The following is a 13,353-nucleotide window of genomic DNA, read 5'->3' as shown; positions in this document are numbered from 1 at the left end:
CTCATGGTTTGTCCTCCTCTGGTGGCCAGGTATCAGTGTCGTGATCGGGGTGCTGGCGGTTGCTGGCCGCGATGGCCTCCGCCCAGGATTCGCCATTGCTTTCGGTCGGGCCGCTGTTTTCGATTGCCGTTATGGTGTCAAACCATCGCACCATGTTTTCCGTGCAGGTATTGGCACCCGGCGGAAACGCATGCGGGTCATCGAGCGACCCGATGGTCAGGTTGGTCCTGCCATTATTGAGGTCGTGATAGAAAAGCGGGGTGCCGCAATTGGCACAAAATCCGCGTTCCACATGCTCTGAGCTTTTCCAGATCGCAGGCTTGCCGCGCGTCCAGATCAGCTTTTCGTCAGGCGCTGCCACGAGGGCCACAAAGATGTTGCCAACCGCCTTCTGGCACATGCGGCAGTGGCACAGATGGGAATTATCGAGCATCTGGGTTGTGTGATAGCGCACCGCGCCGCATTGGCAGCCGCCGGAAACTTCAATATCGAGCCGTTCCATCGTCCTCACGCCCCTCAAGGTTTGATGCCACCGGCCAATCCTCGGTGTCATGGTCCGGGTGCTGGTTGGAATGAATGCCGGCCATGAAATCCTTCCACTCGTCGGTGGTTTCGCGCACCGGCAGGGCCGTCAGTTCACCGAAGAAACTCAGTCGGTCGCTCAGGTTCACCTGAATTTCGGGCGCGACCTTTTCGGGTTCGTCGAAAGCACCGATAGACAATTCCAATCCGAATTTGGTTTCATAGGCCAGCGGTGTGCCGCATTCACCGCAAAAAGCGCGCCGGGCGGCATTGGACGACTGGAACCATTTCGGTTCGCCGCGCGTCCAGTGCCCGTCATGGGTTGTCACCAGCGGACCGAAAAAGCCGCCATAGGCTTTCTGGCACATACGGCAATGGCAGATCGACCCGCGCCCCACCAGTTTGGTGGCAAAGCGCACTGCACCACACTGGCAGCCTCCCGTCAGCATATCAGCCATGCTGTTTCTCCTGTAATTTCGCCCACACGGCGTCAGAAACCGATTCCGGACTTTCGCTCAAATCGTTGTTCCATATGCGCAAAGTGGCAAAGCCTTTCGCCTCGAACCAATCGTCCCGCATCCGATCTGTATCCGCACCGTGATGCTGGGAGCCGTCAAGTTCAACGACCAACCGCGCCGAATGACAAACGAAATCGGCAATATAGCGCCCGATCGGCACCTGCCTGCGAAACTTGTATCCGTCAAACCGGCGATCCTTGAGCAATAGCCACATCTTGCGCTCCGCCTCGGTCGGATTGCGCCGCATTGCCTTTGCAAACCCGCGATTGCGCTTGGGATTTTCGTGGCGCCAGTTCGCGCCCGCCTTGGGTGTTGGCGCCCTTGACCCCTCATCCGTCTCGGGCCGTCGGCCCGATCCACCTTCTCCCTCAAGGGGAGAAGGGTTTCCGGGGCTCCGCAACGCTGGTGCAGATGTCAACGCTGCCGATCGAGGTTCGACCAGTGTACCCTTCGCCTTACTTTTTCCAGCAATTGTTGGCGGCACTGCCGTTCGCTGAGCTTGCGACTCTTTAGCCCCTCCCTGCCCAGCGATTGCCGATGGCGGTTCCTGATGCCGAGTCTGAGGCTCTTTAGCCCCCCTCTCCCCTTGAGGGAGAGGGGTCGGGGGTGAGGGGGTAACGCCCTCCGCCCCGCCACTTAGCGATGGCTTATGTTCGCTCACCGCTTGACCTCCCATTTGGTGCGGCGCTCACCGGTTTCCGGGTCCTTGTAATCCATCAACTGGATGCCCTGTTCGGCCAGCTTGTTCCTTATTCCATCAGCAAATGAGAAGTCCTTTGCCGCAAGTGCCCCAAGCCTTGCTTGGATCTGGTCGTCAACGCTCCATGTATCAACGGCATCAGACGTGATCAGGCTATCAAGAGGCAGCCCAAGGAATGTCAATGTTGCGGCCAGGCAATGGGCGGCGCCGCTCTCTCCACGATTCGCCTTTCGCGCCATTGCGTCGATTACGCTAGCCGAACGGCTGAAATTAATGTCGTCGGACAATTCCGTCAGCGCAGATGCGTCCGGCTCCACAGCTTTGGATCCATCTGCGGCCCGCTGCCATCCGGCAAGACGGTTTTCTGCCTCCTCCAACCGCGCCACGGAGAAATCAATCGGCTCTCGGTAGTGCGTCATCAGCATGGCCAGCCGCAGCACTTCGCCCGGCCATTTCCGACCGCCAAACTTTTCTGTCTCCAGCAAATCGTGGATGGTGACGAAATTGCCCTCCGACTTGCTCATCTTCTTGCCTTCGACCTGCAAGTAGCCGTTATGCATCCAGTAGCGGGCCATCTGCGAGGTGTCGTTGGCGCAGCAGCTTTGCGCGATTTCGTTCTCGTGATGCGGGAAAATGAGATCCAGCCCACCGCCGTGAATATCGAACGTCTCACCCAGAAGCGCCTTGCTCATGGCCGAGCATTCGATATGCCAACCCGGACGCCCGCGGCCCCAGGGGCTATCCCAGCCCGGCTCATTCTCGCTCGATTGCTTCCAGAGCACGAAATCGGCCGGGTTCTCCTTGTGACTTTCCACCGCCACACGCGCGCCCGCGATGTTGTCCTCAAGATTGCGGCCCGAAAGCTGTCCATATTCAGCCATCGAGGATACGCGAAACAACACCTCCCCACCCGCCGCATAGGCATGGCCCTTGGCAATCAGCGTTTCGATCATTGCGATCATACCGTCGATATGGGCGGTCGCGCGCGGCTCATAGGTGGGTTCGAGGCAACCGAGTGCGGCCACATCCTTGTGGAACTGGCTGGCGGTCGTTTCCGTGACCTTTGCGATCGCCTCGTTGAGCGGCAGGTCCGGGAAATCGCGCACCGCGCGTGCGTTTATCTTGTCGTCCACATCCGTGATGTTGCGCGCATAGATAACCCTTTCCGCCCCATAAAGGTGCCGCAGCAGCCGATAGAGCACATCGAACACGATCACCGGGCGCGCGTTGCCGATATGGGCGAAGTCATAGACAGTCGGCCCACAGACATACATGCGCACAGTGTTGGGATCGAGAGGCTCGAAAGCCTCCTTTTTCCGCGTCAGCGTATTGTAAAGTTTCAGCTTTGGCGCGTCTGCCGGCATCTAAGGTGTTCCCTGACGAAAGAGATAAGGCTCACGCTGGCAGCGGGTCCACTCGTTCTTTGAGAAGGGAAAAGGAAAACCGCGCCGCCAACAATGGTTAGCGGATAATGATGCAGCCGATAATACAAATCGGGTTAACGGTTTTCATGACGCGCACCATGGACGCGAAATAACATCAAATCAAGCATGAAAAAGGGGCGGGGTATGTCCCCGCCCCAGGCCATCTTCTGGCTTTGGAGTCTCGCTTATTGCCGGCGATAGGGGCCGTGGCAGGCGCTGCATGTCGCCGCAACGGTCTGGATGCCGGCAGAATATCCGTTCATGTCTCCGGCCTGAGCTGCTGCAAGTGCGGCTTCGGCCCCTTGACGCGCTTCGTCGAAAATGCCGACGAAGGCATCGAAATTGTCCCAGGCGGCCGGTTGTGTATTGCCTGGAAATGCCGGGTCCTCGAACAGAGCCGGCAAGGCCGCGAAATTATCTACAAAAGTCTGCGCGGCGGCAATCGCTTCATCGCCGGACGCCCGCGGCGCGGCGCGCAGCACCATGCCGTTAGACCGCATGATCGGTATGCGCTCGGCGGCAGGATCGTCGCTCTGGGCCTGAAGGCCGACCGGTGCGCTCAGTGTCACTGCCGCAGCCAGTACCAGTGCTGGAAAAATCTTGAAGTTCATTTATGCCCAGTCCCCTTTGTCGTTCGAGCCGCACTCGGCTTATGACCAAGTGCGCCCGATACGCAGCCCCGCGAGTCGCAGGCTCGCATGTGGTGGGGCTGCGTGGGAAGCGGCTCACGCAAATGTTAGGCTGTGATCTCCACCGTGAAGTTGCCCGGCGCCTCGACATAGACCGAATAGCCGTGATCGCGCGATGGTGCCGTCGGCTCGAAGCCACCCTCCTTGAGCTTTGCGGCAATGGCATCCACTTCCGCCTCACTTTGCGGGTAAAAGCCGATATGGAAGGTTTTGGGATAGTCGACCTTCTTGGCCTTCATCAGGGTGATGACCATGTCGTTGTCGTCGCGTACCAGCATGAAGCTCTTGCTGCCGCCCTCATTGCGCAATCCGAAATAGGTGCAGAGAAAATCCGCGGTCGCCGATGGGTCGGTCGATGTCAGGTTGATATGTTCGAGTTTCATTACAGGCTCGCTCTCTTGACTGTTACCGTGCCAACGGCAATTCCGGCTATGGCGACCAGCACGGCAACGAGTGCGCCATAACCCACGATGGGCGTGAAGACTTCCCCCATAAACAATGCGCGCTCCGCTTCCACCAGATAGGTCAGCGGATTGAACCGCGACGCGATATAGAGCCAGTCCGGCGCCATCTGCATGGGCAGCAGTACGCCGCCGAGCAGCATCAGTGGCAGGGATACCGAATGGGACACCATGTAGAACAGGCCGCCATCGTTCTTGGATGCAATCGCCAGCGCATAAGAGAACGATGCAACGCCAATCCCGAATATCATCAACAGCGCAAGCCCGATCAACATCGGCACTGGATACAGGTGCAGGCCGAAAGGCGCAGCCACCACGATCAGGATCAGGGCCTGAATCAGAAGCGGCGCCAATTCCTTGAGCGCACGTCCCACAAGCAGACCTGGCCGGCTTGCCGGAGTCGCCAGAAAGCGCTCGAAACTGCCGCTCACCAGCTCTTCGGTCAGTGCCCATCCGCACGAAACGGTTGTGAAAAGCACCAGCATCACCATCATGCCGGGCACGAACCATTGTAGTGCATTGCCGTCGCCGCCCATCGGCATGGCGGTCAGTAGCGGGACGAAAAGCCCCAAATACAACAATGGCTGAACGACACCGAAGACAATGTAATACCAGCTTCGCATAGTAGGACCGATTTCACGCCGGAATGATAGAAAAGTGTCTGAAATGAAAGTCATGGGAGGAAATCCTGAGATTTTGAATCGCGCATGAGAACCGGTTAGGCCGCTATTGCATTTTCGCGCAGCGAGCGCCCGGTGAGGTTGAGAAACACATCGTCGAGCGTTGGCTGCCTGACACTGGCAGTCGCAATATCCACGCCCCGTTCATGCAGGGCGCGCAGGAAGTGTGGCATGACCGCGGCCCCATCGCGCACCGTCACTGAGAAACTTCTGCCATTGGGGGCAATATCGCGGGCGTTGGGAAGGTTGGCCGCAACTTCCGCCGCGATCAACGTTTCACCTTCGCTCACCATGGCCAGCCGGATCGTATCGCCGGCCAGTTCGGCTTTAAGACGCTCTGGGGTATCGTCGGCGATCATTTTGCCATGGTCCATGACCATCACACGCTCGGCCATCGTGTCGGCCTCGTCGAGATAATGGGTGGTGAGAAAGATCGTCATGCCCGTCTCGCGGCGGATACGCATGACATGATCCCAGAGATTGGCCCTGCTGTGCGGATCGAGCCCGGTCGAAGGCTCATCGAGAAACAGGATTTTCGGGGTATGCATCAGCCCCAGGGCCACATCGAGCCTGCGCTTCTGCCCGCCGGAAAGCGAGTTGCAGTCGCGATCGGCCAGGTCTTCGAGTTCAAGCATGCCCAGAAGCTCATTGGCGCGCTTGCGTGACTCGGATTCGCTCATACGCTGCGCCCTGCCCTGAATGATCAGTTCATCGCGCACGCGATGATATGGGCCTGATCCGGTTTTCTGGCCCACATAACCGATCATGCGGCGCACTTTCTCGGGCGCTCGCGTGACGTCGTGGCCGCCAACGCTCGCGGCCCCGGAGGTCATCGGCAGCAGTGTGGTCAGCATACGTACCGATGTCGATTTTCCGGCACCGTTCGGCCCCAGAAAGGCCACCAGTTCACCTTCGCCCACATCGAGGTTCAAACCACGCACCGCTTCGACAGTGCCGGTCTTGGTCTTGAAAGTTCGTGTAATATCGCGCCCATGTATCATCGAATCCGCTCCATTGGTTCGTCGAATTCCGACAGCGATACCCGACACCGCTGACAGTGCGTGTCAGCAGGTGGAAACAGGTGTAAGAATTCAACGTAACGGCACAAGGGCACTAACCTTGTGCGCCGCACAGAGTTAGTGTAATTTATGTACGGTGTAAATAGTTTGTTGGAGAAAAAATGACGTCCGAGATTTCCGGCCGGGGCGATCCCGTCAAATTGCTTGAACTGATGTGGGGCAAGGAAGGCCAGAAACGTCGTGGACCCAAACCGAAAGTTGCGCTGGCCGATATTGTCGGTGCGGCCGTGGCCATTGCCGATAGTGAAGGGCTAGACGCGGTATCCACCCGCCGGGTTGCCGAGGCCGTCGGTATCTCGCCGATGTCATTTTACACCTATGTGCCCAGCAAGGCCGAGTTGCTCGATCTCATGCTCGATCACGTTGCAGAGCCCGGCAGAGCCGCACCGCCAGATTGGGCCGATATGGATTGGCGCGCACGCATGACCGTCATTGCCGAGGCTATGTGGGCCTTTTACCTGCAACACCCCTGGGTGCTCCAGTTTCAGACCCACCGCCCGGTGCTTGGCCCCAACACACTTGCATCCTATGAGGTTGCACTGAGCGCGGTCGATGGCATTGGCCTTGATGAAATCGAGATGGACCTTTCGATCACCGCTCTGATGGATTTTGTGGTTGGCGCCGTGCGCAATGCCGCGCGTCAGAAGTTCGTCTTTGAAGCGACCGGCATGAGCGACGATGACTGGTGGTATTCCATCCTGCCCTTTGTCGAAACCATCGACTATTCGCCTTATCCGATCTCAGAGCGCGTCGGCACGATAACAGGCGAGGAATACGGACCGGGCGATCCTGAACGCGTATTCCGCTTCGGACTGGAACGCTTTCTCGACGGCATGGCGATCATGATTGCCCGAAAACAGAAGGCATAGCGTCTTTGGCAGCCATAGTTCTTGCTTTCCGTGTCCGCTGGCTCACCTATTCACCCATTGTCATTCCGGGGTTTATCCCCGGAATCCAAGGGCAAAGAACACAAGCAGCGGCAGGCGGCGCAAACGCGCCAGAACGTGTACCTACTTCCCGAGCAGCGTGATCTGCTGATCCATGGCCCCAAAAACCGAGCGGCCATTGCGGTCTATTGCTTCGATCCTTATGCGGTCGCCTTCCTTCAGAAACGGCGTGCGTGCCTTGCCGATCCTGATCTTTTCGACCGTGCGCGCTTCCGCGATGCAGCCAAAGCCGATCCCGTCGCGCTTTAGGGGCAGAATATCGTCATGGGCGTTGGCAACCGTGCCTGAACCGATAATCGTACCAATACCCAATTCGCGTGTCTGCGCTGCCGCTACGATCAGATCGACGAAATCGAAACGAACGTCCTTTCCGGCGTCGGGCTGACCGTAAAGGTTATCGTTGACCGATATGCGCACTTTTAGATTGAGCCGGCTATTCCACCAGTAATCGCTTAGTTCCTCCGGTGTGGCAAAAACCGGCGCAAAACTGGTTGCCGGCTTGGCGTGGAAAAACCCGAATCCGTTCTGCAAATCGTCCACCACAAGCCGACGCAAGGACACATCGTTGCAGATCCCGATCAACCTTATCGAATTCGCCGCTTCTTCCCGCGTCGGGCGCATCGGCACATGCCCTGTCACCACGACCACTTCGGCCTCATAATCCACCGCCAGATCGTCGGACGGCACGACAATGGGTGAGCGCGGCGCAATGAAGCTGTCAGATCCGCCCTGATACATCAGCGGGCGCTCTTGCTGCAGTTCAGCATCCTTGCTGCCCTTGAGCGAGCGAACGCGCTCCAGGTGGGTCATATAGCCCGAACCATCGATCCACTGATAGGCGCGCGGCAGCGGGGCCAGTGCTTCCTCCGGGTTGAACACCATGCCCGAAATTTCACGATTGTTGAGCTGATCGCTCACAGCTTTCAATATCGGTGCGCAGCGGCTCCAGTCATCAAGCGCGTCCTGCAGGTTGGACGCGATGCGTCCTGCCGAGGCAAAGCGCGTCAGGTCCCGCGAGACGATGATGAGGTGCCCGTCGGGGCGGCCGTTGCGAAGCGAAGCGAGTTTCATGAAGCGTTTTCTACTCGAATTTGTTTGGGCGGGCGGATGAGTGCCAGTAAGATGCCCTATAAGACCTATTTCTTAAAGCCTTGCTTTGGTAGTGGCTGGGCACTACTCACCCCTTGATGACAGATGGTGATAAACGAATCGGAATATGAGCCTGTACCGTAGACTTTTTGGCAGTATGGGCCGTTTGGCCGTCCTTTCGGTGGTCGGCTCCGGTCTGGTTTTGGGCAATGTGGGCATGGTTCTGGCCCAGAATCAAAGCTGCACGCAGATAGCGAACATGCTGCGCAGCATCGACAACAATCGTTCATATGCAAATTACGAGGCGGCAGTATCCAATCTGCGGCTTATCGGCGGTCAGGTTCAGCAGGCGGAAAGCCAGTTCGTGCGCTTCGGATGCCAGGTCATGCTCAATTCGGGTCAGCAGCTAAGCCGCGAATGTATGGCCGTTGCTCAAACCATCACCAGCGGAAGAACGGAAGTTCAGCGTCTCACGGCCATGGCGCGAGAAGGTCAATCGCTTGCACAGAACCGTCAGGCACTGTTGCAGGATTATGCGCGCTTCAATTGCCGGGCCGGCGGCGGGTCGGGTGTTACCATCACCCGGCAGACCAATGATGGGCTGACGCGCCGGGGCAATCTCTTGCAGGAGATTTTCGGCGTCGCGCCGGAAGCTGACGGCATCGATTTTTACGACGATTTTGTCGATCCCTGGACTAGTATGCAGACACGCCGTACGGTTTGCGTGCGCACCACCGACGGTTATTTCTGGCCCATCAGCTTTGCCACCTCCGACGATTACATCGCGCAGGACGCCATCAAGTGCCACGAGATGTGTCCAGGTAGCGAGGTCATCTTGTTTTCCTATCGCAATCCCGGCGAGGAACCCGAGGACATGATTTCGCTTTCGGGCGTACCTTATCGTTCGACACCCTATGCTTTCGCCTATCGCGAGAATTTCGACAGCGAATCCTCATGCCAGCCACGCCCGACAACCGGTATAGTGACCCTTGCCGACCGAGGCGGGCAAAACCGCTCGATCATCTCGCTTGAAGATCTGGCCTTCCCGCTGCCCCAGCGTGATCCGCGCATTCGCGCTGCAGCAACACCAACGGTTGCGACGGCACCCGCCGCGTTAGCCGAGGCGGCTTATGTGCCCCTGCCCCGTCCGCGGCCACGCGAGGACGGGTCGGCGCCGGTTACGCCGACAACCTCTACGCCGAACTCTCTGCGCATTATCGAGATGAACAACCGGCCAGTCAGGATAGTCGGTCCACAGACACCTTTCGCCCCAGAACCGGCAGGAGAGACTTGAGTTCAGGACCGTCGGCCCGGCCGGTCAGAGCCAGTCGCAGCGGCAGGAACAACGCCTTGCCCTTGCGCCCGGTTTTTTCCTTTATCGCGCCGGTCCATTGCCCCCATGTTTCCTCGCTCCAGGGTTCCTCCGGTAGTAATTCGCGCGCCGTGTTTATGAAGTCGCGATCTTCCTCCGCGACCCCATTTTCAATCGGGCCCGTAACAATTGGCAGAAACTCTGAGAAATCGGAGATTTTTGACAGATTGGGCCGAAAAACTGCCCATAATTCTGCGTTTAGGGGTTCGATTCCAGCCAGCTTGGGCGCTGCGGTCTCAAAATCCATCGCGTGAATGATCCGCGCGTTCAACGAAGCCAGTTCGGCGGTATCGAACCGCGCGGCGCCGTGCGAAATCATTGAAAAGTCCAGCTTTCCGGCAATCGCCTCCAGGCTGTCATAGGGCTCAACCGGCAACGATGTGCCGGTGATCGCCGCCATGGTCGCAACAGCCAGCGGCTCGAAACCGTCCTCGCGCAATTGCGAAAGTGACAATGACCCCAATCGCTTGGAAAAGCCCTGCCCTTCGGAATCGGTCAAGAGATTGTGGTGGGCGAAGATCGGCGCGCTGCTGCCCAGAGCCTCGAAAATCTCAATCTGGGTTCCGGTATTGGAAACATGGTCTTCACCCCGGATTACATGGGTTACGCCCATCTCGATATCATCGACAACCGAGGGCAATGTGTAGAGATAACTGCCGTCTTCACGGATCAGCACCGGGTCCGACATCGACGCGGTATTGACCGTCTGCTCACCTTTTATGAGATCGACAAAATGCACCGGGCGCCCATCGAGCTTGAAGCGCCAGTGGGGCTTGCGCCCTTCCGCTTCGAGCTTTGCCTTATCTTCAGCGGTCAGGTTTAGCGCGGCACGATCGTAGATCGGCGGCTTGCCCAAAGCCCTGGCGCGCTTGCGCTTGCGGTCCAGTTCGTCGGCGGTTTCATAGCATGGATAAAGCCGCCCATCGGCGATCAGCCGGTCGCGGGCGGCATCGTAAAGCGCAAAGCGGTCGGACTGGCGAAACTTGGCGTCCGGCGTAATGCCGAGCCACTCCAGATCGGTCTCGATCCCTTGCGCAAATTCCTCGGTCGAGCGTGCGGTGTCGGTATCGTCGAGGCGCAGGATATATTGTCCGCCCTTGGATTTTGCGAAGAGCCAGTTCAGAATCGCGGGCCGCGCATTGCCCAAATGCAGCCGCCCGGTTGGCGATGGCGCATAGCGAACGATGACACTCATTTACAAAGACTCCCGTCACGATAGCCCGATGTGATCGGGTATTTGCGCCCGATGCCGAACGCCTTGGGGGTGAGTTTCGGCCCCGGCGCTGCCTGTCGGCGTTTGAATTCAGCGATATAGATCAACCGCTCGATGCGCTTGACCAGTTCCGGCTCAAAGCCCTGTTCCACGATCTCGGCCAGCGATTGTTCTTTTTCGACAATGGCTTCGATAATGGCGTCGAGCACCGGATAGGGCGGCAGCGAATCCTGATCGGTTTGATCGGGCCGCAACTCTGCGCTTGGGGCCTTGGCAATGATGTTGGGCGGGATCACAATACCAGCCGGCCCCCGAACATCGGATGGCTGATAGGAGTTGCGCCATTCTGCCAGCCCATAAACCTGCATCTTGAGCATGTCCTTGATCGGGTTATAGGCCCCGTTCATGTCCCCATAGATCGTCGCGTACCCCACGGCCATTTCCGACTTGTTGCCGGTGGTGATGAGCAGCGAGCCCAGCTTGTTGGAAATTGCCATCAGGATGGTGCCGCGCATGCGCGATTGCAGGTTTTCTTCGGTGATGTCGGGCTTCCGACCGGCGAAAATTTCGCTCAGGTTCTCGTTGACCGCATCAACCGGAGCGCCGATCGGCACGATGTCGTAACGCACGCCAAGCGTTTCCGCGCAGGCCTTGGCGTCGTGCAGGCTCGCCTCGGACGTGTAGCGATAAGGCAGCATGACGCAGTGGACATTTTCCGCACCTAGAGCATCGACGGCGATAGCGGCCACCACAGCGGAATCGATACCACCAGAAAGGCCCAGCACAACCGAAGTAAAGCCGTTCTTATGAACGTAATCGCGCAGGCCGAGCATCGCTGCATGCCATGGCGCTTCATTGACAGGCACCAGATCGGTGACTTTGCCCTCAACGCAATGCCAGCCCGTGATGCGCTTTTCCCAGTCGGAGATCACGAGTTCTTCAATGAAGCTCTTACCTTGGAAGGCCAGAGAGCCATCGATGTTGATACCGAAGCTGGCGCCGTCGAATATAAGTTCGTCCTGCCCGCCAACCTGATTGGAATACAGAATCGGAACACCGGCATCTGCGACGCGCTTTTTGACGAGATCAACCCTGATGCGTTGCTTGTTACGCCAATAGGGCGAACCGTTGGGACAAAGCAGCAATTCGGCGCCCTGCTCTGCCAGCGTCTTGCAGACCGGTTCGTGCCAGACATCTTCGCAGATCGGCACACCGATCGAGATACCCGCAATCGTCATCGGCTGAGGCAAGGGACCGGGGGTGAAATAGCGGCGCTCATAAAAGATATCGTCATTGGGCAATTCGACCTTGTAGCGCCGGTCGATGATTGCGCCGTCCTCCGCCAAGATGACAGCATTATAGAGATTGCCGTCTGCGCTCCAGATCGTAGGCAAGACCAGCGAGAGGTTGAGCCCTCTGGTTTCCTGCGCCAGCGCCTTGGCCGCTTCCATAGCCTCGGTTACGAATTGGCGCTTGAACAACAGATCTTCGGGGAAATAGCCGGTCAGATAAAGCTCGGTGAACATCAGGATGTCCACCTCCTGCGCTTCTGCCTCTGCAATGGCTTTTCTTGCCTTTTCCAGATTGGCGGAAATCGCCCCCACGGTCGGGTTCAACTGGGCGAGCGCAATACGAAGACGTTCGGTCACAACAACAGCAATCCATAGCCAGAACAAGCGGCGCAAGACTTATCCCGCCCGCCGCCCAAGAGCAAGGACGCAAAAGAAAACACCGGGCGTTCAGACCCGGTGTCGGAAAACTGCTATCGAAGCGATTTCTAGAAGCGGTAGGTCAACTCGACAACCGGCCCCCAGCGGAAGGTCTCGACATATTGTTCGCCCGGCTCATCGGATGAGACATAGCCATTGAGATATGTCCCGCGAGCACCAGCGCGAATAGTGAACTCATCGGTCGGATGGAAACCGACCATGACTTCTGCGGCACCGCCGTAGAGCGCCCCATCAATGCCAGTCAACGACTGACCAGGCGGGACGGGCAGGACATCTATATTTCCACTTACCCAAGCATAGGGAATGGCTGCAATTTCAGCACTGATGTCGAGCATGTCACTCAGTTCCGCGCGACCGGCAATACCAAGACGAAGGCCATGAATGTCTAAACCAGAATCCTGTGGCGATTCATTCGCGTACATGTAGCCAGCAAAAAAACCTGCGCGTGCGGCGCCCGTATCGAGTGGCGTATAGCCAAAGTCGGCAAGAGCGTAGGCAAGCCGTCCGGTCTGAAATGAATCTATTTCTGTGCCATTCTCTTTGTAAGTGCCATCTGTGATAGCGCCAAACCCAAAGTGCCCTTTGAGGTAGGTGGACGTTGATCGGTCGTCGATCCTGAGATGCGCTTCTAGAGAATGGGATTGATCGTCAGCTGAAAAGGTCGAACCGCCAAGCTGGAACGACTGGCTGCCGATGCCATAAAAATACCGCATACCGACCTCGAAGCCGAGCGGGCTTTCTTCTTCCCAATGCACGGGATAGGCAGGTTTGAAAACAGGGTCCTTGGAAACGCCCCAGTCTGCGGCATTGGCCGCTCCCATTCCTGCCACCAACACGCCCCCGGCGGCGAGGCCAACGAGAAGTCGGGACATTGAACCCTCCGATACTCAAAAACACGTTCGTATTCTTATGCATCGATTAGGGTTAAT

Annotated in this window: 14 protein-coding genes; 2 read left to right on the top strand and 12 right to left on the bottom strand. The window is 57.8% G+C overall.

Features of this window, described 5'->3' with window-relative positions:
- Position 1: 1 nt before the first annotated feature.
- From EO133_RS18995 to EO133_RS18960, 8 genes are all read right to left on the bottom strand, one after another.
- On the bottom strand, positions 2 to 502 hold the full coding sequence (locus EO133_RS18995) for a GFA family protein (protein ID WP_127074223.1): 501 nt from the start codon (positions 500 to 502) through the stop codon (positions 2 to 4).
- Positions 483 to 980 carry a GFA family protein gene (locus EO133_RS18990; RefSeq protein WP_127074222.1) on the bottom strand — a complete coding sequence of 166 codons (498 nt, stop codon included), beginning with the start codon at positions 978 to 980 and terminating at the stop codon, positions 483 to 485. Before EO133_RS18990 ends, EO133_RS18995 begins: the two co-directional genes overlap by 20 nt.
- Positions 973 to 1,716 carry an endonuclease domain-containing protein gene (locus tag EO133_RS20715; RefSeq protein WP_127074221.1) on the bottom strand — a complete coding sequence of 248 codons (744 nt, stop codon included), beginning with the start codon at positions 1,714 to 1,716 and terminating at the stop codon, positions 973 to 975. The genes EO133_RS18990 and EO133_RS20715 overlap by 8 nt, the downstream gene beginning before the upstream one ends.
- Positions 1,698 to 3,104, bottom strand: a complete 1,407-nt coding sequence (gene cysS / locus EO133_RS18980; RefSeq protein ID WP_127074220.1) for a cysteine--tRNA ligase — start codon at positions 3,102 to 3,104, stop codon at positions 1,698 to 1,700. The genes EO133_RS20715 and cysS overlap by 19 nt, the downstream gene beginning before the upstream one ends.
- A gap of 245 nt (positions 3,105 to 3,349) precedes the next feature.
- Entirely contained in the window at positions 3,350 to 3,775 is a 426-nt protein-coding gene (locus EO133_RS18975) for a cytochrome c (RefSeq protein ID WP_127074219.1), read from the bottom strand.
- A gap of 125 nt (positions 3,776 to 3,900) precedes the next feature.
- Positions 3,901 to 4,236, bottom strand: a complete 336-nt coding sequence (locus EO133_RS18970) for a VOC family protein (protein ID WP_127074218.1) — start codon at positions 4,234 to 4,236, stop codon at positions 3,901 to 3,903.
- Complete coding sequence (locus tag EO133_RS18965; RefSeq protein WP_127074217.1) at positions 4,236 to 4,991, bottom strand: ABC transporter permease; 756 nt, start codon at positions 4,989 to 4,991, stop codon at positions 4,236 to 4,238. Before EO133_RS18965 ends, EO133_RS18970 begins: the two co-directional genes overlap by 1 nt.
- 41 nt (positions 4,992 to 5,032) lie before the next feature.
- Positions 5,033 to 5,995: an ATP-binding cassette domain-containing protein gene (locus EO133_RS18960; protein ID WP_127074216.1), complete on the bottom strand. Its 963-nt coding sequence runs from the start codon at positions 5,993 to 5,995 to the stop codon at positions 5,033 to 5,035.
- A gap of 179 nt (positions 5,996 to 6,174) precedes the next feature.
- On the opposite strand from EO133_RS18960, the gene EO133_RS18955 reads away from it, so the two are divergent.
- Positions 6,175 to 6,942: a TetR/AcrR family transcriptional regulator gene (locus tag EO133_RS18955; protein ID WP_127074215.1), complete on the top strand. Its 768-nt coding sequence runs from the start codon at positions 6,175 to 6,177 to the stop codon at positions 6,940 to 6,942.
- A gap of 141 nt (positions 6,943 to 7,083) precedes the next feature.
- On the opposite strand, the gene EO133_RS18950 is transcribed toward EO133_RS18955, so the two are convergent.
- Positions 7,084 to 8,091: a fumarylacetoacetate hydrolase family protein gene (locus EO133_RS18950; protein ID WP_127074214.1), complete on the bottom strand. Its 1,008-nt coding sequence runs from the start codon at positions 8,089 to 8,091 to the stop codon at positions 7,084 to 7,086.
- Positions 8,092 to 8,266: 175 nt separating this feature from the next.
- Here EO133_RS18950 and EO133_RS18945 point away from each other — a divergent pair, with 175 nt between their 5' ends.
- Positions 8,267 to 9,403: a DUF2865 domain-containing protein gene (locus EO133_RS18945; RefSeq protein ID WP_164735102.1), complete on the top strand. Its 1,137-nt coding sequence runs from the start codon at positions 8,267 to 8,269 to the stop codon at positions 9,401 to 9,403.
- On the opposite strand, the gene gltX is transcribed toward EO133_RS18945, so the two are convergent.
- The 3 genes from gltX to EO133_RS18930 all read right to left on the bottom strand — a co-directional run bounded on the left by gltX (position 9,348) and on the right by EO133_RS18930 (position 13,296).
- Positions 9,348 to 10,676 carry a glutamate--tRNA ligase gene (gene gltX / locus EO133_RS18940; RefSeq protein WP_127074212.1) on the bottom strand — a complete coding sequence of 443 codons (1,329 nt, stop codon included), beginning with the start codon at positions 10,674 to 10,676 and terminating at the stop codon, positions 9,348 to 9,350. The genes EO133_RS18945 and gltX overlap by 56 nt on opposite strands.
- Complete coding sequence (locus tag EO133_RS18935) at positions 10,673 to 12,343, bottom strand: NAD+ synthase (protein ID WP_127074211.1); 1,671 nt, start codon at positions 12,341 to 12,343, stop codon at positions 10,673 to 10,675. The genes gltX and EO133_RS18935 overlap by 4 nt, the downstream gene beginning before the upstream one ends.
- Positions 12,344 to 12,471: 128 nt before the next feature.
- Complete coding sequence (locus tag EO133_RS18930) at positions 12,472 to 13,296, bottom strand: hypothetical protein (RefSeq protein WP_127074210.1); 825 nt, start codon at positions 13,294 to 13,296, stop codon at positions 12,472 to 12,474.
- Between the last annotated feature and the right edge of the window lie 57 nt (positions 13,297 to 13,353).

The organism is Pelagibacterium lentulum, from assembly GCF_003992625.1.
In the GTDB taxonomy this organism is placed as follows: Bacteria; Pseudomonadota; Alphaproteobacteria; order Rhizobiales; family Devosiaceae; genus Pelagibacterium; species Pelagibacterium lentulum.
This window is presented reverse-complemented; position numbering and strand designations above follow the sequence as displayed.